The organism is Burkholderia sp. Bp9004, assembly GCF_003858025.1.
GTDB lineage: Bacteria > Pseudomonadota > Gammaproteobacteria > Burkholderiales > Burkholderiaceae > Burkholderia > Burkholderia diffusa.
This window is the reverse complement of record NZ_QTQD01000001.1, coordinates 154858-176413: the sequence shown is the minus strand read 5'-3', so window position 1 is coordinate 176413 and position 21556 is coordinate 154858. Positions and strand designations below refer to the sequence as shown.

15 protein-coding genes are annotated in these 21556 nt (G+C 65.9%); 10 read left to right on the top strand and 5 right to left on the bottom strand.

Going from position 1 to position 21556, the window contains the following annotated elements:
• The first annotated feature begins 115 nt into the window (after window positions 1-115).
• Genes DIE08_RS00725 through DIE08_RS00705 form a run of 5 tightly spaced genes read left to right on the top strand, consistent with a single transcriptional unit; the run spans window position 116 to window position 6051 of the window.
• A complete protein-coding gene (locus tag DIE08_RS00725; RefSeq protein ID WP_047903457.1) occupies window positions 116-367 on the top strand; it encodes an acyl carrier protein in 252 nt (83 codons plus the stop codon).
• On the top strand, window positions 364-1560 hold the full coding sequence (locus tag DIE08_RS00720; protein WP_059599268.1) for an acyl-CoA dehydrogenase family protein: 1197 nt from the start codon (window positions 364-366) through the stop codon (window positions 1558-1560). Before DIE08_RS00725 ends, DIE08_RS00720 begins: the two co-directional genes overlap by 4 nt.
• On the top strand, window positions 1557-2528 hold the full coding sequence (locus DIE08_RS00715) for an amino acid--[acyl-carrier-protein] ligase (protein ID WP_059599267.1): 972 nt from the start codon (window positions 1557-1559) through the stop codon (window positions 2526-2528). Before DIE08_RS00720 ends, DIE08_RS00715 begins: the two co-directional genes overlap by 4 nt.
• Window positions 2525-3580 (top strand): DUF1839 family protein, encoded by a 1056-nt coding sequence (locus DIE08_RS00710; RefSeq protein ID WP_124900691.1) that lies wholly within the window; start codon window positions 2525-2527, stop codon window positions 3578-3580. The genes DIE08_RS00715 and DIE08_RS00710 overlap by 4 nt, the downstream gene beginning before the upstream one ends.
• Window positions 3577-6051 (top strand): glycosyl hydrolase 2 galactose-binding domain-containing protein, encoded by a 2475-nt coding sequence (locus tag DIE08_RS00705; protein ID WP_124900689.1) that lies wholly within the window; start codon window positions 3577-3579, stop codon window positions 6049-6051. Before DIE08_RS00710 ends, DIE08_RS00705 begins: the two co-directional genes overlap by 4 nt.
• 51 nt (window positions 6052-6102) lie before the next feature.
• Here the strand turns inward: DIE08_RS00705 and DIE08_RS00700 are convergent, their stop codons facing one another.
• A complete protein-coding gene (locus tag DIE08_RS00700; RefSeq protein WP_059599264.1) occupies window positions 6103-7494 on the bottom strand; it encodes a sigma-54 dependent transcriptional regulator in 1392 nt (463 codons plus the stop codon).
• 1299 nt (window positions 7495-8793) lie between these two features.
• On the opposite strand from DIE08_RS00700, the gene DIE08_RS00695 reads away from it, so the two are divergent.
• Both DIE08_RS00695 and DIE08_RS00690 read left to right on the top strand, forming a co-directional pair.
• Window positions 8794-9378 carry a drug:proton antiporter gene (locus DIE08_RS00695; protein WP_124900895.1) on the top strand — a complete coding sequence of 195 codons (585 nt, stop codon included), beginning with the start codon at window positions 8794-8796 and terminating at the stop codon, window positions 9376-9378.
• The gene (locus DIE08_RS00690) at window positions 9375-10949 is read left to right on the top strand and encodes a mannose-1-phosphate guanylyltransferase/mannose-6-phosphate isomerase (protein ID WP_124900687.1); all 1575 of its coding nucleotides are present in this window, start codon (window positions 9375-9377) and stop codon (window positions 10947-10949) included. Before DIE08_RS00695 ends, DIE08_RS00690 begins: the two co-directional genes overlap by 4 nt.
• 114 nt (window positions 10950-11063) lie before the next feature.
• Here the strand turns inward: DIE08_RS00690 and DIE08_RS00685 are convergent, their stop codons facing one another.
• Window positions 11064-12353 carry a nitrous oxide reductase family maturation protein NosD gene (locus tag DIE08_RS00685; RefSeq protein ID WP_124900685.1) on the bottom strand — a complete coding sequence of 430 codons (1290 nt, stop codon included), beginning with the start codon at window positions 12351-12353 and terminating at the stop codon, window positions 11064-11066.
• Window positions 12354-12766: 413 nt separating this feature from the next.
• On the opposite strand from DIE08_RS00685, the gene DIE08_RS00680 reads away from it, so the two are divergent.
• The 3 genes from DIE08_RS00680 to DIE08_RS00670 all read left to right on the top strand — a co-directional run bounded on the left by DIE08_RS00680 (window position 12767) and on the right by DIE08_RS00670 (window position 16531).
• Complete coding sequence (locus tag DIE08_RS00680; RefSeq protein ID WP_124900683.1) at window positions 12767-13816, top strand: glycosyltransferase family 2 protein; 1050 nt, start codon at window positions 12767-12769, stop codon at window positions 13814-13816.
• A 459-nt stretch (window positions 13817-14275) separates the two neighbouring features.
• Window positions 14276-15424: a glycosyltransferase gene (locus DIE08_RS00675; protein WP_059599327.1), complete on the top strand. Its 1149-nt coding sequence runs from the start codon at window positions 14276-14278 to the stop codon at window positions 15422-15424.
• Window positions 15425-15451: 27 nt separating this feature from the next.
• The gene (locus tag DIE08_RS00670; RefSeq protein ID WP_124900681.1) at window positions 15452-16531 is read left to right on the top strand and encodes a glycosyltransferase family 1 protein; all 1080 of its coding nucleotides are present in this window, start codon (window positions 15452-15454) and stop codon (window positions 16529-16531) included.
• Window positions 16532-16671: 140 nt separating this feature from the next.
• On the opposite strand, the gene DIE08_RS00665 is transcribed toward DIE08_RS00670, so the two are convergent.
• From DIE08_RS00665 to DIE08_RS00655, 3 genes are all read right to left on the bottom strand, one after another.
• Complete coding sequence (locus tag DIE08_RS00665) at window positions 16672-17841, bottom strand: acyltransferase (RefSeq protein WP_124900679.1); 1170 nt, start codon at window positions 17839-17841, stop codon at window positions 16672-16674.
• Window positions 17842-17928: 87 nt separating this feature from the next.
• Window positions 17929-19269 (bottom strand): oligosaccharide repeat unit polymerase, encoded by a 1341-nt coding sequence (locus tag DIE08_RS00660; RefSeq protein WP_124900677.1) that lies wholly within the window; start codon window positions 19267-19269, stop codon window positions 17929-17931.
• Window positions 19266-21539: a polysaccharide biosynthesis tyrosine autokinase gene (locus DIE08_RS00655; RefSeq protein WP_124900675.1), complete on the bottom strand. Its 2274-nt coding sequence runs from the start codon at window positions 21537-21539 to the stop codon at window positions 19266-19268. Before DIE08_RS00655 ends, DIE08_RS00660 begins: the two co-directional genes overlap by 4 nt.
• Between the last annotated feature and the right edge of the window lie 17 nt (window positions 21540-21556).

The following is a 21556-nucleotide window of genomic DNA, read 5'->3' as shown; positions in this document are numbered from 1 at the left end:
GGCGTACAGAACGCCGTGCTTGCGAATGGTCTACTGATGCCGGACTGCCGGGGGGATGTCAGCGCGCTGCGCGCGTCCGACCGTGCGGACGACATCACACACGCCGGAGCAGCACGTGAAAAACGAAATCAGAACCATCCTCAAGCACGTTGCCCACCTCGAAGCCGCGATCGATTCGATCGGTGACGGGGACGACCTCTACGAAGCGGGCCTCTCCTCGCTCGACACGATCCAGTTGATGCTCGCGATCGAGAAGCAGTTCAACATCGAGATTCCCGACGAGATGCTGAACCGCAATCTGTTCCGCAGCATCGACGCGCTCGCGGACACGATCGCTACGCTGCAACGCTCCGAGCATTCCGCATGAGCGCGCTGCTTCCCGAACTCGCGGCCGACGACGATGCACGCCGGCTCGACGAGGCCGCGCGCGCGGTCGCGCAAATCGCCGCCCAGCACGCGGATGCGGTCGATCGCGACGCGCGCTGCCCTGTCGAAGCGATCGAGGCCATGCGCGCGCGCCGCCTGCTGAGCGCAATGGTCCCGGCCCAGCTCGGCGGCGCCGGCGCATCGCTGGCCGACATCGCATCGGCATGCTCGATCCTCGGCCAGGCCTGCGCATCGTCGGCGATGGTGTTCGCGATGCACCAGATCCAGGTCGCCTGCATCGTCAATCACGCTGCCGACCAGGGCTGGCACAAGCTGTTCCTGCAGCAGCTCGTGCGCCATCAGTGGCTGCTCGCGTCGGCGACGTCGGAAGACGGCGTCGGCGGCAACCTGCGCGCGAGCCAGTGCGCGCTCGCGACCAACGGCGGCGAATTCCGGCTGCACAAGTCCGCGCCGACGATCTCGTACGGCGACTATGCGGACGGTATCCTCGCGACCGCGCGGCGCGACGCCGACGCGCCGGCGTCCGACCAGGTGCTCGTTACCCTGCTGCGCGACGGCTATACGCTCACGCGCCGCGGCGAATGGGACACGCTCGGCATGCGCGGAACGTGCAGCAACGGCTTCGTGCTCGACGCACACGGCGCGACCGAGCAATGCCTGCCCGTGCCGTTCGCGCAGATCGCCGAACAGACGATGGTGCCGGTTTCGCACATCCTGTGGGCGGCGGTGTGGATCGGCGTGGCCGGCGATGCGTTCCATCGCGCGCATCAGTTCTTCCGCGCGCAGGCGCGCCAGACTGACGGCGCGCCGTCGCCCGCGTCGCGGCGCATCGCCGAATCGCTTGCGCTGATGCAGGCGATGCAGGCCCGCGTCGACAACGTACTGCGCCTCTATGCCAGCGCGTCGCCCCGCTCGTGGTCGGCCGGCATGGCCTGGGCTGCCGAGATCAACACGCTGAAGACCTATGTGTCGTCGACCGCGCTCGAAGTCGCACAGCAGGCAATGATGATCTGCGGGATGGCCGGCTACAAGCACGGCACGCCGTTCAGCATCGGCCGCCATCTGCGCGACCTGCACGCGGCGCCGCTGATGATCAGCAACGACCGCATTGCCGCCAATACCGCGAGCTTGCTGCTCGCATTGCGTCCCGCGACGCTGGAGATCCATTCGTGAACGACCGCCTGTCCGTGCCCTCTGCCGCCACCCCGTCCGACGCGCCGCTCGACCGCGCGGGCGTCAATCCGCTGCGCGACGAGCTGATCGATGCGGGCCTGCTCGTGTCGACCGGCATCCAGGGCCTGTTCGGCCGCAGCGAACGGTTCGAGCGCGTCGTCGAGGCGCTCGACGCCTTCGTCACGCGCCTCGGCGCCGACCAGCAGGCCGAAGTGCTGCGCTTCCCGCCGGCGATGAGCCGCACCGAATTCGAGCGCAGCGAATACATGAAGAGCTTCCCGCAACTCGCGGGCAGCGTGCACGCGTTCTGCGGCGACGAACAGCGTCACCAGCGCGTGCTGCAGTGCCTCGACCGCGGCGAGGACTGGACCGAAAGCCAGAAGCCGACTTACGTCGTGATGACGCCGGCCGCCTGCTACCCGGTCTATCCGGTCGTCGCGCGCGCGGGTGCACTGCCTGACCACGGCCGCATCGTCGACGTGTTTTCGTATTGCTTCCGCCACGAGCCGTCGCTCGACCCGACCCGCATGCAGTTGTTCCGGATGCGTGAATACGTGCAGATCGGCACGCCCGAGCAGATCGTCGCGTTCCGCGCGACGTGGATGGAGCGCGGCACGCGGATGATCGAGGCGCTGCGCCTGCCGAACGCGATCGATCTCGCGAACGATCCGTTCTTCGGGCGCGGCGGCAAGATCGTCGCGAACAGCCAGCGCGAGCAGAACCTGAAGTTCGAGCTTCTGATCCCGATCGAGCACGACGATCGCCAGACCGCGTGCCTGAGCTTCAACTACCACATGGATCACTTCGGGTTGCTGTGGGACATCCGCACTGCAACGGGTGACGTCGCGCACACGGGCTGTGTCGGCTTCGGCCTCGAGCGGCTGACGCTCGCGCTGTTCCGTCATCATGGTTTCGACATCGACGCATGGCCTGCCGACGTTCGCGACGTGCTGTGGGGTACGCGATGAAATTCGTGTCCCGCGACGGCGAGGATGCGTCGTTCGAGGACGTGCGCCACCGCGCACGCCACTACCGGCCGCACCCGCTGCACAGTCAGGAGATGGTCTGGAAGCAGACCAACTGCTACGTCGACATGTGGCTCGAGGTGCTCCGGTGGTGGGGCCTCAATCCGTACGCGGCACTGCCGTTTACGATCGCACTCGATTTCGAGGGCGACCAGTTCACGTTCTTCAAGTTTCCGCACGACGAACTGGAGCGACTTTACGGAATCGTCGTGCAGGAACACTCCATCTACGAGCCGCTCGACCAGCACATCGAGACGCAGGTCGCGCGCGGTCACCTGATGATCGTCGAAGTCGACGCGTGGTTCCTGCCGGACACGCGCGGCAGCAGCTACCGCACGCAGCATACGAAGACGACGATCGGTATCGACGCGATCGATCGCACGCGCCGCCAGATCGGCTACTTCCACAACAGCGGCTATTACGTGGCCGAGGATATCGACTACGACGGCCTCGTCGGCGGCGGTTCGCCGATGCCGCTGCCGCCTTACGTCGAGTGCGCGAAGCGGCGTTTCGCGCCGCTTGACGAGCGCGCACTGTGCGAAGCCTCGCTCGCGTCGCTGCAGCGCCATCTGCGCCGCCTGCCGGTCGTCAATCCGGTCACGATGTTCCGGCGCCAGTTGCAGATCGATGCGAAATCACTCGCCGTCTCCCCGCTCGAACGGTTCCACGCGTACTCGTTCAATTCGGTGCGGCAACTCGGCGCGAACTTCGAACTGTTCGGCCACTACGCGCGCTGGCTGCAGGCAAGTGGCTGCGTCGGACCGTTCGCCGAGATTCGCATCGCCTGCGACCGCATCGCGTCCGAGGCGATGGTGCTTGAGTTCCGGCTGGCGCGGGCCTGCGCGCGCGGCAAGGAAGAGCGCGGCGACGCGACGCTCGAAGCGATCGAAGCGGCTTACGCCGACCTGATCGACTGCGCGCGGCAGATCACCCCGCCGCTTCAGCACGCGACACCCGTTCGCGGCGACGCGGCCCCCGTGCCGTTGATGCGGTGACGCGCGCCCCAGCCGCGCTCGCGTGGTCGATGCTCGCCACGGCCGCGGGCGCCGCGCGCGGGCCGCTCGATCTTCCCGCCGACGGCTGGGTCGCCGCCCCCGTCCCCGGCACGGTCGCGCAAGCGCTCTCGCTGGCTGGACGGCCCGACGACACGGCGTCGCTCGCCGAGCGCGACCACTGGTATCGCGTCGAACTGCATGGATACGGGCCGCGCGTGTTGCGCTTTCACGGCCTAGCGACACTCGCCGAAGCATGGCTCGACGACACGCCGATCCTGCGCTCGGACAGCATGTTCGTCGCGCACGACGTGCCCGTGTCGCTCGACGGCACGCATCGGCTGACCGTCTGCTTCCGCGCCCTCGCGCCGCACCTGCGCGACGTGCGCGCACCGCGGCGTGCACGCTGGCGCACGCGCCTGGCCGAACCGGCGACGCTGCGCACCGTTCGCACGTCGCTGCTCGGACACATGCCCGGCTGGTTTCCGCGCTGCGTGCCGACCGGACCGTGGCGGCCCGTCGACGTGCTCGATCCGGCCGACGGCCCCGTTCTCGTTCATTGCGACCTGCATGCGCGGATCGACGGCGACACCGGTTGGCTCGACGCGGAACTCGCGTTCGCCGGACCGCTGCCCGAGGCGTTCACGGCCCGGCTGTCGTGCGGCGAGCACCACGCGACGCTCGAGCGCAGCGGCGTCAGCCGCCTGCACGCGAGCGTCGCGGTGCCGAACGTGCGCCGCTGGTGGCCGCACACGCACGGCGAACCGGTGCTCTATGACGTCGCATTACACATCGGCGCCGACCGACGGCCGCTCGGCGCGACAGGTTTTCGCACGATCGAGCAGGACGCGGGCGACGACGGCAAAGGGTTCGGCGTGCGCGTGAACGGCGTGCGCGTGTTCGCGCGCGGTGCTTGCTGGAGCAGCGCTGCGCCGCTCGCACTGCACGCGGACGACGCAACCTATGGCCGCCTGCTCGGACACGCGCGCGACGCAGGCTTCAACATGATTCGCGTCGGCGGCACGATGGCGTACGAGGCCGACGCATTCCACGCGTGGTGCGACCGGCTCGGACTGCTGGTCTGGCATGACTTCATGTTCGCGAACTTCGACTACGCGCTCGACGATCACGCGTTCGCGGACGCCGTCGATCGCGAAGTCGAACAGTTCCTCACGCGCCACCGTGCGTCGCCATCGCTCGCGGTGCTGTGCGGCGGCAGCGAGATCGCGCAGCAGGCCGCGATGTCGGGGCTCGGGCCCAAACAGCGCTTCCTCGAACTGACCGCCGAGCGCCTCGCCGGCCATGTGGCGAAGCGACGACCCGACGCGCTTTACGTCCCCGACTCGCCCGACGGCGGCGTGCTGCCGTTCATGCCGCGCGAACGCGTATCGCACTACTATGGCGTCGGCGCGTACCTTCGCCCGCTCGACGACGCGCGCCGCGCCGACGTGCGCTTCGCAAGCGAATGCCTCGCGTTCGCGAACGTGCCGTGCGATGCGATGCTCGCAAGCCTCGGCTGGCCCGGCGTACACGAGCCGCGCTGGAAAGCGGCCGTGCCGCGCGATCCCGGCACGTCGTGGGATTTCGACGATATTCGCGATCACTATCTGCAGACGTTGTACGACGTGGCACCCGACCGCCTGCGGCGCGAGGACCCGTCGCGTTACTTCGAGCTGTCGCGCGCGGTGATCGCGGACCTGATGCGGGACACGTTCTCGGAATGGCGGCGCACCGGCTCACGCTGCGCGGGTGCGCTCGTCTGGCAGTTCCAGGACGTGATGGCGGGCGCCGGATGGGGCTTGCTCGATGCGACGCATCGGCCGAAATCGGCATGGTATGCGCTGCGCCAGGTACTTCAACCGGTGCAGGTCCTGCTCGTCGACGAAGGGCTGAACGGGCTCGACGTGCACGTGATCAACGAGCGGCCGGCGCCGCTGTCGGCAGCCGTCGAGCTGGTCGCGCTGCGCGACGGCCGCACGCCGGTCGCGCGGGCCGGCGGGCCGCTCCGGATCGCCGCGCACGGCACGGTGCGGCTCGATTCGGCCGAATTGCTCGGCCGCTTCTTCGACTGGACCTACGCGTATCGCTTCGGCCCGTGCGAGCACGATACCGTCGTCGCGACGCTGCGCGCCGAGGACGGCACGCTTCTGTCGCAGGCCTTCTACTTCCCGTCCCGCACCCATCCGGCCGTATTCGCGCGCCGCGAACCCGGCATCGAGGCATGCGTGTCGCGCACCGGCGACACGTGGCACGTCGACATCGATACGCGCCACGTCGCGCGTCACGTGCAGATCGACGCACCGGGCTTCGTGCCGCGCGACGACTGGTTCGATCTCGCGCCCGGCACGCCGGCACGCGTCGCGCTCGTGCCGCAGGATAACGCCGGCGACCATCCGGCCGCCGGCGCGCCACCGACCGTCGAGATCCGCGCGGTCAACGCCGCACGAACCGTGCGCGCCGCGTTGGCCGGCTGACGCGACCGGGACCGGGACCACACACACAGTCGCACGGCCGCGCCGCACACGTCAGTCCGACGATCCCGTGCCGCGCGGCCGCTCGATTCCGTACGCTTCCATCCAGCGATAGAGTGTTGCACGCGACACACCGAGCTCGCGCGCGGAAGCGGCGACGCGTCCGCGCGTGCGCAGCAGCGCGGATTCGATCGCTTCACGTTCGATCGACTTGCGGATATCGGCAACGGACGGCGACGCGGCGTCGAGACAGTATTCGAGCTCGAGGTCCTGCGCGGTGATCAGGCGCCCTTCCGTCATCACGACCGCGCGCCGCACTCGGTTGATCAGTTCGCGGACATTGCCCGGCCAGTCGTGCTTGTAGAGCGCCGTGATCGCATCCGTCGAGAAGCCGCGCACACGATGGCGCGCGTCGCCACGAAAGCGTTCCAGCATGTGATGGGCGAGCAGCTCGATGTCCTTGCCGCGCGCACGCAGCGGCGGCTGATCGATGCGCATCACGCACAGACGGTGGAACAAGTCCGCGCGGAAACGCCCTTCTTCCATCGCTTCACGCAGATCAACGTGGGTCGCGGAGACGATCCGCACGTCGACCGGCACCGGATCGCTGCCGCCGAGGCGATGAATCGCGCCCTCCTGCAGGAAGCGCAGCAGGCTCGCCTGGCTCTCGTGCGGCAGGTCGCCGATTTCGTCGAGCAGCAGCGTGCCGCCGTTCGCGGCCTCGACGTAGCCGATCCTGCGTGCGTTCGCGCCGGTAAACGCGCCGCGCTCGTAGCCGAACAGTTCCGATTGCAGCAGGTGGGGCGGGATCGCACCGCAGTTGACCGCGACGAACGGGCCGTTGCGCCGTTCCGAATGACGATGGATCGCGACGGCCGTCAGCTCCTTGCCGGTTCCCGTTTCGCCGAACACGAACACCGGTGCGTCGGTGCGCGCGAAGCGCCGCACCGTATCGAACAGCCGCAGCATCGCGCTACAGGTGCCGACGATGCCGTGCTCCCGCGATTCGAGGGCTTCGCGATCGCGCGCGAACAGGCATTCCATTCCGTACGCATGGCCGACCGTATCGGCGATTCTCTGGTGCGACGCGGGTAACGTGATGTAGTCGAAGCAATAGTCGCGCAACAGTGCGCGCACGTTCGGCGAGGCCGTCTGGCCGGTTTCGACGAGCGCGACCCATACGACATCGCGCATCGACGCGCAAGTCGACGCGATGCTGCCGATCGCGTCAGCATGGCCGCCGCTCAGGTCGAGGATGCCGCAGGTGATTTCGCCGGAGGTGTCGCGCAATTCGTTTGCGTGTGCAACGACCGTCACTTTCCAGTCGCGCCGAGCAAGCTCCTTGCGCAGCATGACGGACGGCGACTGGGTCCAGTAAATCAGAGGACGCTGCACGGTAGTCCTCCCCCCGCCTGCGCTGTTATCGCGCGCTATTGGCATATTCATAACGAACCATCACTTTCTCCACTCCGCGAATCGTTCGCGTGCGCTGCGGTCGGCGGCGCATGGCCGCCTGTCCCTACTGCGTTTCCGCAGCTTTGGCGAAGATCGAAACTGCACAAGGCGAGAGCCCCCGGAGGTCGAGCCGGATGTTATCCGGCCTCGTTGTCATCGAACTCGAAGGGAACGCGCGGCCACGGGAGCCGAGGCGTTCCGGCTTTCATGCGACGCGCCGTCAGGCGGAGCACGTCGGCAAACGGAAATTTCGTCCGCATTTGCGTCGCGTCGTACACGACAGTCGCGCCCGATGCTGAACCGGATGGCCGCCAACCCGCTTCCGGAATGGTGACCTCATTTCATCTGCTCCTGAATTTACACCCCGTATCGAGATGGCCTTGTTACCAAAAGATAAATAACAATTCAGGCCATTACGCTGCCGCTCCGCCGTCGCGGCGCGCATTTAGCGACTCAGATTTGATTATCTACGACCATTCCTGTCAATCAGTGGCAAATCCCACTTTTCTGCAAGATCGGTGCCTCTCATTGCCCGCGATTCTCGCCTGAATCGCACAAAAAGTCCGGACAACATGTTTCGTGCGTCGGTAATCGCGCGTCCAGCGCGACGCCGGCGTGACACATCGAACGCGGGCGAACCGGGCGCGCCCGTTACAACATCGTAACGAAGCGGCCGGCCGGATCGTCCGTCTCCTGTCGCGATGCAGCATGAGGTCCGTGCCTGTCGCGCCACCTCCGGTCGCTGGCGGCATGCCGATGCGACAGGCTCGGCGCTGGCGCAAGCCCGCGCGCAGCGCCAAAAGAGTTGGGCAGCGCGGAATGGCAAGTATGCGCGTGTTGGCCGGCAGGGCGAAATGATCGCGGCCAGATGAAGGATGCGCGCACCGCGAGGAAATCGGCGATGCGGTAGACGGTGGTGTGCGAGCGACAGCCGATCGCGATGCGCGACCTGACCGCCATGAACGATCTCAATCTTCAAGCAAGGCCCCCGGTCCTTCAATCTCGTTCGATGCGGACGACCTCGCTGCGCGTTTCGCAGCGGGCCGTCGCGATGCGTCAATTATGGGAAAGCCGCCATACGGCCACCGTGTGCTACCGCACATTGCCCCAATCGCGGCACGCGTCCCGTTTCGCGGCATCGGCCCCGCGAATCAGGAGTAACGGGAGCGTGAGTACGCTTTCGAACAGACCGCCGCGCACCGCATCCGCATCATGGATATCGTTGGGCCGCATGCAACGAACGCGTTGATGCGGCCCGGCGTGCTGAAGGCTTCACACGAGGACAGCATCATGGAATGGCATTGTTGTGAATTCGAACATCTGAGCGCCATCGATCTCTACGCAATCCTGCGCTCGCGAAACGCGGTGCTGGTGGTCGAGGACGCGTACACGCATCTCGACATCGACGGCAAGGATGCGCATGCGCTGCACGTGTTCGCGTGCATGCACAGGGGCGACACGACGGAAGTCGTCGCCTACGCGCGCGTGCTCCCCGGCGACGACGCGGATCCGGACGTCGTGATCGACAAGGTACTGACGAGCGAGGCATGTCGCGACGACAGCACCCTCGAGCAACTGATGCAGCGCGCGCTCACGGCCGCGCAAGCCGCATGGCCCGACGTGTCCGTGCGCACGCACGTGCCCGCACAGCGCCAGGCTTTCTACAAGCGTTTCGGATTCCGCAAGGCTTACGGCCCCTATCTGGAACAGGGTGTGCCGTTCGTCGGTCTCGTCCGGCCGGCAGGCCGCGCCGCCGGCGCGCTGCGCCAGCTCCTGTCGCGGAGCCTCTCCGCGCCGCGATCGCGAGACGAGGACGCGCGCGTCGACGGCTGCGCACACAACCGGCTGTCCGCCGATACCGGAGTCAATCGATGAGCGCCACCCTTCGCCCGGTTCCCGAACCGGAGCTGCCCTGCATCCTGCCCGTCATTCTCGCCGGCGGTTCGGGCACGCGCCTCTGGCCGTTGTCGCGAGAGCAGTATCCGAAGCAGTTGATCGAGCTGACCTCGAACGAATCGCCGCTGTCGTCGACCGCGCGCCGCCTGAACGGCATCGCGAACGCGGCACTCGGCGACACGCTGCTGCTGGTATGCGGTGAACAGCATCGCATCATGAGCGCCGCTCAGGTGCTCGGGCGCGCGGCGCCTCCCCGTATCCTGCTCGAACCGGCCGCGCGCAATACGGCACCTGCGCTGACGCTCGCGGCGCTCGACGCCAGTGCGCTTGCGGACGACCCCATCCTCGTGGTCATGCCGGCCGATCATGTGATCGGCGACGTCGCCGCATTCCAGGAAACGATCGGACGCGCGGCGCGCTACGCACAGGAAGGCGCGATCGTCACCCTCGGCGTGCTGCCGCGCCGCGCGGAAACCGGCTACGGGTACATCCAGGTCGGCGAACCGCGCACCGGTCGCCGCGGCGGACAAGGCGGCTATGCAATCGGGCGGTTCGTCGAGAAACCGAACGCCGCCCTCGCCGAACGCTACCTGCATTCGGGCGATTATTGGTGGAACAGCGGAATTTTCATCACGCGCGCATCGATCTGGCTGAAGGCGATCGGGACGCTCGCACCCGACATCCATGCGGCCTGCGACGCGGCATGGCGCGCGGGCACCGCCGAGGACCCGTTCTTCCGAATCGACGCGGCGGCTTTCGACGCCTGTCCGTCCGACTCGATCGACTATGCGGTCATGGAACGCCTCGCGCAGAGCCCCGAACTCGGCATCGAAGGCATCGTGGTCCCGCTTTCCGCGGGCTGGTCGGACGTCGGCACCTGGGATGCGATCTGGGAAATCATGCCGAAGGACGATCAGGGCAACGTCGCGCGCGGCCCGATCGTGTTCGAGGATACGCAGGACAGTTTCGTGCGCTCGGAAGGCCGGCTGATCGCGTGCGTCGGGATGAAGGACGTCGTCGTGATCGAGACGCCCGATGCGGTGCTGGTCGCGAACAAGCACGACGTGCAGCGCGTGAAGAACATCGTCGCGCGCCTGAAGACCGAGCAGCGCCCGCAGGCAAGCGAACACCGCAAGGTGCAGCGGCCGTGGGGACACTACGATTCGATCGATCTCGGCGAGCGGTTCCAGGTGAAGCGGATCGTCGTCGAGCCCGGCAAGCGGCTGTCGCTGCAGATGCACTATCACCGTGCCGAGCACTGGATCGTCGTGCGCGGTACCGCGAAGGTCACGCGCGGCGACGAAACCTTTCTGCTCAGCGAGAACGAATCGACCTATATCGCCGTCGGCGAGGTCCACCGTCTCGAGAATCCCGGCCGGATTCCGCTCGAGATCATCGAGGTGCAGTCGGGCGACTATCTCGGCGAAGACGATATCGTGCGGTTCGACGATCTGTACGGGCGGCCGGTTGTCGAGACCGCGCCGCAGCGCGCGTCGCTCGCCTCGCGCGAACCGGACGAGGAAGTTGCGGAACGCGGCGTCATCCGGTAGGCGCGTGCCGATCGCGGCGGCGCGCGCGACGATGACGGGCGCCGCCGCGCGATCAAGCGGCGGCGGCACGTTCTCCGCGTGTCGCCGCAAACCAGCGTCCCACGCGACGCACCATCAGTCGATTCCGCCTTGCGACCAACGCGCCTGCCGGACGGACTCGCGCACGCGCGGCAACAACGACGTATCCGCGCCGACCGCGTCATCGGCGGCCGACAGGGACTCAAGCACGGCCGCACACGGCGTGCCCTTCGCTCGCCCTCCCGATGCCTTCGCCGACCGGCCGGCCGCGCAATCGTGCGCAGGGTCGATCCGGACCGGCATTCCGCCGATCTCTGACAGTTGGTTGTCCGCAATACGTACGCCGGACACGTTTCCCCACAGACGAATGCCGTCGAATCGCGCGTGCGATACGCGGTTGCCGATCACGGTCACGCGCGACACCGAACCCGACCACGTGCTGACCTCGATCGCAGCCTGCTGTGTGATCGGGCGCGGATCGGGCCGCCCCGTCGCGGTCTGGATATCCGCGATCGAGTTGCGCTCGATGCGGATGTCGGACGAGCCGGCGGTGCGGTTGCTGTCTTCCTGCGCGACGAGAATCCCCGAACTCACCTGCACGTTGCGCACGATGTTGTTCGAGATGGTGACGTTCGCACCGCCGACCACCGTGATGCCCCGGCCCCACGGATTGCCCTCCAGCGAGTTGCCGGTAATCAGCACGTTGCGCGTCAGCACGCCTTCCGCCAGGTAACTCACCACGGCGATCATGTCGTCGCCGGTGCCGCGCACGACGTTGCCTTGCACGAGCACGTTGTGCGAGCCGTGCGTCATGTGAATGCCGTCCGCCAGCGTCGACAGCACCTCGTTGCCGACGATCGCGACGTCCGCGCCGCCGAACACGAAGATGCCGGCGCCGGCGCCGCCGTCGACCACGTTGTCGAGCACCTGCACGCCGCGCCCCGTTACCTCGACCTTCGTCGACGCGGGCGTCGTGAGCCGCGTCGTGCCGGTTCCCGCGAGCCGGAAGCCGACGAGTGTCGTACCGTCGCCGCGCATCTCGATCGTCTGGTCGTCGGGAGTTGTCGCGATCAGCGTCGCGCCGTAGCCCGACAACACCACATTCGGCTGCCGCACGACCAGCGAGCGGCCGATCACGTACCGCCCCGGCGCGAATATCAGTCGCTGGCCCGGCTGCAACGCGTCCAGCGCACGTTGCAGCGTGTCGGTCTGATCCCCCGCGTCCGCGGCGGGACGAACGTACGCGTCCGGTACGTTCGCATGAAGCGCGCCCGGTGCGGGCGTACCGACTGCTGCCACGGCACTACCCGGCCACGCCGGGCCGCCTGCCATGCACATGCCGGCGATCGCCGCGCATGCGAGAAACGGGCTTTGCGATCTACGCATATCGAATCTGCTCCCTCGAATGACTTCGTGCGCGTCGGCTGGCATGCCGGCCTGGTTGCCTGCCCGTGATACCGCCAAAAGCGGGCGATAAGATACGTTCGATTAGACCATTCGAAACAGCCGGGTTTCGGTGCGTCAACAGACCAATGCACCCCGCTCTCGCGGCGCGATCTCGCGTGCCGTTGACCATCGCGCTTCCCTTGAAGCGAATCGCAGAACGGTAGGCTCGCGAACCGACTGCCGATCGACGACGCGTATCATGGCCATCACGCGACGCGACCGTGCTACGGCATCGCCCAAAGGCACCGGCCGCACCCGATCCGGCGGCGTGGTCCCGACGTGCAGTGCGCCCGGGAGAGCACCACGCGCGCCGCACCCGGATCGCCCGCCCTTCGCTCGTTCAGCACCCGTTCATGACCGACCTGACCATCGCAATCTGCAACTACAATCATGGCGCGTACCTGCGCGACGCGATCGATTCGGCGCTCGCACAGACCGCGCACGATGTACGCGTGCTGGTTGTCGACGACGGTTCCACCGACGATTCGTGCGACATCATTCGCTCGTACGGCGAGCGCGTGACGGCGGTGTTTCAGGAGAATCGCGGTCAGGTCGCCGCATACAACCGCGCGCTCGAGCACGTCACGACGCGCTACGTCATTCTGCTCGACGCGGACGACCTGCTCTATGACGACGCCGCGACCCGCGTGCTGGCAGCGTTCGCGTCCGGCGATTTCGTGAAGGTGCATTTCCGGCTCGACGTGATCGCACGCGACGGTGCGATGACCGGGGCGAGCGTGCCGCAGTCAGCCGTCGACACCGATTGCGGCCGCCTGCTGCGCGCGGGCTGGCTGTACCCGTCGCCGCCAGCATCGGGCAACGCATATCGGGTCGATGCGCTCAAGCGCATCTTTCCGGTGCCCGTCACCCCGGACAACCTGCATGGCGCCGACTTCTACGCGATCTACGGTATCGCGTTGCTCGGCAACGTGCACATGATCGATGCAACGCTCGGCGGCTATCGCGTGCATCAGCAGCCGGATACGCGCCCGGCCGACGGCACGCCAGCCCTTGCCCTCACCAATTCGGAAGACGCCGCGACAGGCGCGCAGAAGGCTGAACGCCGGTGGTCGACGCTGCGCATGATCGCCGGCACGCGGCTGCACGAGGCGTTACCGATCGCGCCGCTCGACTTCGCGATCGAAAAGGCCCGCTTCGCCAGCACCCTATATCACGCGCCGCTCGTGCGGCGCTGGCGCTGGTTCCTGTGCGAATCCGGGCGCTACTGGCAAACCGTGCTCCGCAATCCGTTCTGGGGTCCTGCCAAGAAGGTGGCCGTCGCCGGGCTGTCACTCGCGTGCCTGCTGCCGTCAGCAACGCTCAGCAACCGCGCGATTCGCTACATCTCCAACCCTCTCGCACGCGTGCGCAAGTCATCCGGTCGTCGCGCCGACGCTCGATAGCAGCGCGGGACCAGCGCTTCCGGCGCCGAATCGCGCCTTCGGTAAGCCATCGCACCCAGCGGGTCGCGCATGCGCTGCACAATGATCCGGACCAGTGGATTCACGCGCACTGACCGGATTTCGCCACGTTCTCGTCTCCAGTCGTCGTAGTCGAACGCCGGCATCCGATGTTCCGAGGAATCTAGCCGCCACGTAGAACGCGACATGGATGCTTCGTGCTGCGTCGTGTTCGGTGCGCGTCGGCAACGTCTACCCGATATTGCATCGGCCGGAATCACCGGGCCGCCTCGCCAGCTCACACATGCGACCGCGACAGCAGGATCCAATGGCCAAGACTGCCATGCATTTAACAATCAGGAATGCATAGTTTAACGAACCGGACACCGAGACCGCACGATTTTCAGGCTGCTCATCGTCACGATGGGCGATGAATGTGCGATCGGATCGCTGGACCCGAAGATGACCAAAGAAAAGATCGTTCATATTGCCGAGGCATTTGGCGGCGGCGTGCTGTCGATGCTGACCCATCTCGCGAACCATGCCGCGGCAACCGGTGTCGACGTGACGGTGCTGCATTCGATCCGACCGGAAACCCCGACCGATTTTTCAACGCTGTTCCTGCCCGACGTGAAGCTCACGTACGTCGACATGGCGCGCGAGGTGAGCATCAAACAGGACCTGCGGAGCTTGCGTTCGCTGGTCCGTAACCTGCGCGACTGCAAGCCGACCGCGATTCATCTGCACTCGTCGAAGGCCGGCGTACTGGGGCGAGTCGCTGCCCGGATCGCCGCCCCGGATGCGAGGGTCCTCTACTCGCCGCACGGACTCTCGTTCCTGCGCCGCGACGTATCGCGCATGAAGCAGTACGCCTACCTGAACTTCGAACGCATCGCGGCGCATATCGGCGGAACCATCGTCGCGTGCTCGGGCAGCGAACTCGCCGAGATCAGGGAAAAGGTCCGGGCGAAGTCGGCGGTCCTGGTGGAAAACGGCGTGAATGCGGCGGAGATTCCACCGCGTCGAACGCGCGACGATCACAAGGTCGTCATCGGGATGAGCGGTCGCGCGTCGTTCCAGAAGAATCATGAAGCATTCGTACGCCTCGCCGACGAGCTGCATGGCGCGGACGTCGAGTTTCTCTGGATCGGCGGCGACGCCGCCGAGATTCCGGATCCCGTCCAGCGCCGCGCCGTCGTCTGCAGCGGCTGGGTAACTCGCGCTCGTGCGCTCGCGCTGACATCGGAACTGGACATCTACGTCCAGACTTCCCGCTGGGAAGGCATGCCGGTCGCGCTGATCGAAGCGCAGGTCGCCGGCATACCGGCCGTGGTGACGGACGTCGTGGGCAATCGCGACGTGGTGATTCACGGCGTGACCGGCTACGTCGCGTCGAACGCCGACGAGATGACCGCATATCTGAGCCTGCTCCGCGACGACCGGCAGCTTCGCGAGGAAATGGGTGCGGCTGCCCGGCAGCGGGCGATTCAGCGATTTTCGATGAACGCGATCTTCCGTCAGTGGCGCGGTCTTTACGGACTCGACACCGACGAGCCGCGTGTCGACACGCGCGACTTCAAGCCGGTTGTACCGGATCACGTCAAAGCCTGATTCCGATTTCGACATTCCCTTATCGACATGACCGCTTTCAAGAAATCGAAGCAACTCGTATACAACGGACGATTCACGACGCAGAAAACAACCGGCGTGCAACGCGTCGCGCGTGAACTGATCGCCGCACTGATCAAGTTTCAGCCGCAGGAGCCGGTGACGGTGCTGGTGCCGCCGCAGCCCGGCGTCGAGATAAGCGGCGCGAAGACGGTCAAGGTGGGGTTTTACAAGGGCGTGGTCTGGGAGCAACTGGTTCTCCCGTTGTTCGCGCGCCGCGGCTGCATCGTCAATCTCAGCAATTCGGCATCCATTTTCATCGGCAACCAGATCATCTACATGCACGACGCGGCGGTGTTCGACACGCCCGCGCATTTCTCCCGGCCGTTTCGCATGTGGTACCGGATCATGTTCTGGATTCTCGCGCGAACCTCCGTTTGCGTGCTGACCAACTCCAGTTTCTCGCGGGATCGCCTCGCGCATCACTGCGGCGTTTCCGCCGACAAGATCAGCGTCGTGCCACTTGGTGCGGACCATCTCGATGCCCTGGAACCGGACACGAGCGTGCTCGACAAGCACGCGCTGACGCCGGACCGGTTCGTGCTCGCGGTCAGCAGCATGAACCCTACCAAGAACTTCGGCCGGCTGATCGCGGCGTTCCGGCAGATCAACGATCCGTCCGTCGATCTCGTGATCGTCGGTATGCAAAACACCACCGTGTTCGGCAAGCAGGATCATCTCTCGGCGGCCGAACCGAACATCAAGTACGTGGGCTACATCAGCGACGAGCAACTGAAGGCGCTATACCAGAACGCGGCTTGCTTCCTTTACCCGTCGATCTATGAAGGCTTCGGGATACCGCCGCTCGAGGCGATGCGATATGGCTGTCCGGCGGTCGTCGGCAAATCGGCCGCACTGCCGGAAGTCTGTGCCGATGCGGCGCTGTACTGCGATCCGTATTCGCAGGACGATATCGCGCAGAAGTTGCGGAGCCTGCTCGATTCCGCTGAGCTCAGGGCCGAACTCAAACGTAAAGGAAGCCTGCACGCGGAGAAATATCGCTGGAGCCGGAGCGCAGAGATGATGAAGGAGATCTTCGAGTCACTGTAGGGCGATCGCGGCGTGTGGTCATCCGGAAAGGAACGGATCGACACGCCCTGCCCTCATGCGCTGCCCGGCGCCCCGGCCGAGACGCGCAGTTTCACGCGGTCGCGCCACCGGTGGCCGGCATGCTCGGCAAATCGGCGCAGTTACGCAACGTTGACCGTGCTGCCGGCCGCAGCCCGTCGATTTCCGAACAGGCGCTTGCCGAGATACGACCTGATCGGCTCCTCGACGAATTTCGCGAGAACGGCAGCGGCGACGATCGAAACGCCCGCGGCAAGAATCGCCGTTCTGACGACGTGGATGTCGCCATGCGGGGCATACGCGAACACCAGCCTTCCGATCGGATAATGCACGCAATAGAGCGGGTACGATATCCAGCCGAGGAATGCACTGATACGTGCGATCACCTTGCCGCTCGGAGCCAGCATGGCCCCCCGATAAACCAGCGCAGGCGCGATAAACATCAGCACCGCAAGCGCGTAGATTCCCTTGATCGACGTCGGAAACACGACCATCAGCAGGAAAGCGACAAACAGCATGTAGTCGTTCCTGACGAGCCCGGCGACAAACCAGTGCGGCCTGACCGGGAGCCCGGCGTCGTGCATCTTCCCGATCGCAACGCCCAGCAGGAACCCGTAGCCGACCCTGAAGAATCCGCCGATGAAGTTATCGGCCGACCAACCCTGATTCAGGATGACGGTCAGCTTGTCGTTGTCGAGGCCCACGAGCCACCCATACACGACGGAAGCGCCGAGACATGCATACGCCAGTCGCAGCAGATTCCGCGCATTCATCCTGAACGCCGCGATCAGGACGACACTCGCGAACAGCTCGAAGAACAGCGACCATGCAGGCGGATTCAGAGGAAACACCCCTGGGTCATCGACTGCCGGCAAGCCGTGATTCGCCGCGCCGACGAAGCCCGACACGGAGAAACGACCAAGATACGGAACGAGAAAATAGTTCTGCCCGGAAGCTGCCGCCAGATTACCCAACGAATACGCCGCCGACGAGTGGATACGCATGACGACGAGGCTCACGAGTCCGATCGTGAGCCCGATGCATATCATTGGATACAAGCGTATCACTCGTCGCTTCAAATACTCGCCCCACCACGATTCCTGACGCAGTCTTTCGCCGTAAGCCTGCGTCAGGATGAATCCACTCAGCATGAAAAAAACGTCCACCGAAAGATACGCGCTCTGCAGTATCGGAATCGGCAGATCCTGAAGAAAATGCATGAACATCACGCTGATTGCCGCAATGCCGCGCAACCCGTCCAGAATTTCAAACTTCTGCTTGTGAATAGCCATGAAAAGTGGTGGCTCCGGGAAATATTGGTTTTGGGACCCGGCAATCTACAAAGTGGTCGCATGCCCCGTACCGCACGACCCTCGCTGTTATCGCGACAACACTGGATCGATGTCCGCGGCGCGATTCTCGCGTGCCCGAGCCTTGGCGAACCAGTGGAATACGGCGATCAGCAGTACGACCGGCACGAAATTCCGTCCGCTGAACAGGTTCGGGGTCCGCATGATTTCCATGACCGACACGAACAGCACCGCGTGTGCGCAGCACCAGAACCCGTTCCCGCTCCGCCAGCCCGCATAACTGCGACCGACCACCCAGCCGAGCACGAGTGCGTCGAGCAAGCCGAACCAGCCCCACTCGTAGAAGTGAACGAAAATCCCCGACGGATTATTGAACTCCGGATCGGCGTAGCCGTTCAGGAACAGGTTGATGCTGTCTCCCGAATCGAGCCACGGCTGCAACGTCGCGCCGATGACGGGGAAGCGCAGCAACCAGTCGAACGTGAACATCGGGTGGCCCTGGTCCCAGCCCAGCACACTCAGTATTCCCGCGCCGTTGTTCAACGACGTCGAGTAATACAGGCCGAGACGTTCGAGCGCGAAATCGAACAGGTTGTCGTAGATGTTGACGTAATAGGCTTCCCACGACCGGTTGTACTCGTTCGCGATGAACAGCCCGAACAGCAGCGGGATCGCCGCATACGGGCCGAACGTCAACAACCGCGAATACCGGCCGCCGAGCCGGAATCGCACGACCATGAGCGCAAGCGGCATCACCATTTCGATCAGCGCGAGCCGCTCGGCGAAGATGAAGCTGCGCAGCAGCGTCAGCACCGAGAGCACGGCAAAGTAGATCTTGTAGCGATTCAGCCCCTTTACCGGTTTCCTGAACACATAGAAATACAGGACAACATACGGTGCGGTCGCCTGCGTGAACGTGCTGAGGCCCGTGATGCGCCCTTTCAGATCAAGCATGTCATATGCATTCGCTTCACCCCGGACGAACGCGACCAGCAGTGCAGGATGCGTGACGATGCCGCTCAGCAACAAGGCATAGCCGAACAACGCAAGAGCGAACACGAAATCGAGCACGCGAGGCGACAGTTCGACGGCGGCAGGCGGCGGCCCTCGTCGCGTGCGCGCTTCGGTCGTCGCGAGCCACGCCGCTGCCATCACCACCATCAGGAACAGCGCGCCGACAAACGTGTAGTAGCCGTCGAAGTAGATCCGCGCGATCGACTTCTGATCTCCCAGCAGGCTGAGCGACAGCAATCCGTACAACGGCAGGATGAACATCAGCACGAGGCGCGCCGGATCTTCCCACCAATAGCCCGTATAGCCGCCCGCGGCATCGCGCACGCGCGCCATCCTGCGCATCGTCGCGGGGCGCTGTCGCGGCCCGCCCCCTGCGCCGCCCGCTCGCCGGTTCATGACACCCGTTCCACCCGTTGCCGCGGCGCGATCACCCCCGCATACCCGGACGCGGCCTGATGCGTGTTCGTATCCGTATAACCGTAGTCGTACCGTCCCGGCGCGCCCTTGTAATCGTTCAGGACCACACCGCGCACGTCGATATGCGCGTGTTCGAGCCGTCGCGCGCTTTCGTCGAGCTCGGCGAGCGTAGTCACGCCGCTGCGCGCGACGAGGAACACGGTTCCCGCGAGGCGGCCCAGCACCAGCGCATCGGCCACCGGCAGCAACGGCGGTCCGTCGATCACGACCATGTCGTAGCGCGATGCGAGCTGCTCGATCAGTTCGGCGAGCGCGGGCTGCAGCAGCAGTTCGCCCGGATCGGGCACGACGCTGCCCATCGCGATGAAATCGAGACCCGGCACGACGCCGCGCTTGATCGCCTCGTCGAGACTGTGGGTGCCTGCCACCACGTCGGACAGGCCCGGCGCGCGGCTGTAGCGGAACCGCTCGTGCAGCGATCCCTTGCGCAGGTCGGCATCGATCAGCAGGACGCGTCGCTTCGCCGCGCCGACGAGCGACGCGATATTCGCGGCGACGAACGACTTGCCGACACCCGTCGTCGGCCCGGAGATCAGCACGACGGGATTCGACGCGTCCGGCATCGACAGTTGCAGCGCCGCGCGGAAATTGCGCAGGCTTTCGAGCGCCGCGTCCTGCACGGCAACCCGCGGAACCGGCGCGCGCGCGCCGCGCCGTCCGGCCTTCGGGCGCAACTCCGCTTGCGCCGCGACCGGGCTGTGCGGCACGGTCGCGAACACGGGCAGCCCCGTCGTCCATTCGATTTCCTCGGCATCGCCGATCGTGCCGACGATCCGCTGCCGGACGACCACGATCGCCGCGCCTGCCAGCAGGCCCACCAGCAGCAGGGCGATCACGGCGACCCCGCGATGCGGGCCGATCGGCTGCTCGGCGACCTTCGCCGTATCGACGATCCGCACGGTGCCGGTCTTGCTGGCCCGCGCGAGGATCATCTGCTGGCGCGTATTGAGCAGGTTCGTGTACAGCGCTGTGTCGACGGCCACATCGCGCTGCAGCTGCAGCACGCCCTGTTCGACGGCAGGCAGTTGCTGAATCTGCTTGCGCGTCGTGTCGAGCGAACGCTGCGCGTCGGAGAGCTGGGCATCGACGGCCACAACGGCCGGATGCTTCGGCATGAAGCGCGTCAGCAATTCCTCGCGCCGCTGCTGCAGCGTCTGCACGCGCGTCTCGATGTCGACCGACTGCTGGCGCAACGCCAGCGCCTCGTCGCTCGTATTGACCGTCCCGTGCGAGGCCCGGAATGCGTTGAAGCGGCTTTCCGCCTTTTCGAGCTGCGCCTTGAGCTGCGGCAACTGGGCGTCCATGAAGCGGATCAGCTTGTCGGCCGCCTCGGACTTGCGCTGCGTGTTCTGCGCGAGGTACGCGTCGCCGATCGCGTTCAGCACACGGCTGTCGTGCACGGGATCGGTGCCGTCGAGCGTCACGCCGACCATGTTCGACTGCTTGCCGCGCTCCGAGATCAACGCGTTCTTCTGCAGCCAGGCCGTCGCCTCCTCGTCGCTGTAGCGCGTCAGGTCGAAGCGCGCGCCGGGCTTGCCGGCCACGCCGCGAACGAAGATGTCGAGTGGCCCCTGCGCCGTCTCGACATGCAGCGGCTGCCCGATGCGCCCCTGCCATGCCGGGCCGGTTCGGCCGAACCAGCCGGTCCGTTGCAGCGTGTAGGCGCCGTCGTCGCCGACGGTCAGTGCGAATCGCTTGCCGAGCAGGCGCTTGGGCACGTCGAAGGTCGGCACGTCGATGCGCTCGGCGCCGTACACGTAGCCGCCCGGCAACGGCGACGACACCCCGTCGGCCGCGTTCACGAACCGCCAGCCGATCAGCGGCAGATAGTGCGGCCGTGCGTCGACGGCCAGGTTGGTGCTGTCGATCGCGCGATCGAGCACCGCGCGGGATTTCAGCACTTCGATCTCGGTCGACGCGTCCGTCTTCAGGTCGAACACCGACGACGGATCGCCGGTCGGCGACGTCGATTTCGAGTCGGTCGGGCTTTGCTCGACCTGGAACAGGATGTCGGTCCGGTAGACGGGGGCCGCACACAGCGCATACACGGCGCCGATGAACGCGCCCGCGAGCGCGGTACAGAGGATCAGGCGCCGGCCGCCGTAGAGCATGCCCCAGTAGCGGCGCACCGGATAGGACGGCCGCAGGGCGGGCCCGCTGTGCGGGTCGGGCAGGGTCGAAGAAGTCATACGGCATCAGTCCCGTA

Excerpts from the sequence above, each read along its gene's own strand:
- DIE08_RS00655 (WP_124900675.1), bottom strand. The coding sequence starts at position 21,539 with ATGACTTCTTCGACCCTGCCCGACCCGCACAGCGGGCCCGCCCTGCGG.
- DIE08_RS00700 (WP_059599264.1), bottom strand. The coding sequence starts at position 7,494 with ATGAATATGCCAATAGCGCGCGATAACAGCGCAGGCGGGGGGAGGACT.
- DIE08_RS00675 (WP_059599327.1), top strand. The coding sequence starts at position 14,276 with ATGACCAAAGAAAAGATCGTTCATATTGCCGAGGCATTTGGCGGCGGC.
- DIE08_RS00710 (WP_124900691.1), top strand. The coding sequence starts at position 2,525 with ATGAAATTCGTGTCCCGCGACGGCGAGGATGCGTCGTTCGAGGACGTG.
- DIE08_RS00680 (WP_124900683.1), top strand. The coding sequence starts at position 12,767 with ATGACCGACCTGACCATCGCAATCTGCAACTACAATCATGGCGCGTAC.
- DIE08_RS00720 (WP_059599268.1), top strand. The coding sequence starts at position 364 with ATGAGCGCGCTGCTTCCCGAACTCGCGGCCGACGACGATGCACGCCGG.
- DIE08_RS00665 (WP_124900679.1), bottom strand. The coding sequence starts at position 17,841 with ATGGCTATTCACAAGCAGAAGTTTGAAATTCTGGACGGGTTGCGCGGC.
- DIE08_RS00690 (WP_124900687.1), top strand. The coding sequence starts at position 9,375 with ATGAGCGCCACCCTTCGCCCGGTTCCCGAACCGGAGCTGCCCTGCATC.
- DIE08_RS00685 (WP_124900685.1), bottom strand. The coding sequence starts at position 12,353 with ATGCGTAGATCGCAAAGCCCGTTTCTCGCATGCGCGGCGATCGCCGGC.
- DIE08_RS00660 (WP_124900677.1), bottom strand. The coding sequence starts at position 19,269 with ATGAACCGGCGAGCGGGCGGCGCAGGGGGCGGGCCGCGACAGCGCCCC.
- DIE08_RS00695 (WP_124900895.1), top strand. The coding sequence starts at position 8,794 with ATGGAATGGCATTGTTGTGAATTCGAACATCTGAGCGCCATCGATCTC.
- DIE08_RS00670 (WP_124900681.1), top strand. The coding sequence starts at position 15,452 with ATGACCGCTTTCAAGAAATCGAAGCAACTCGTATACAACGGACGATTC.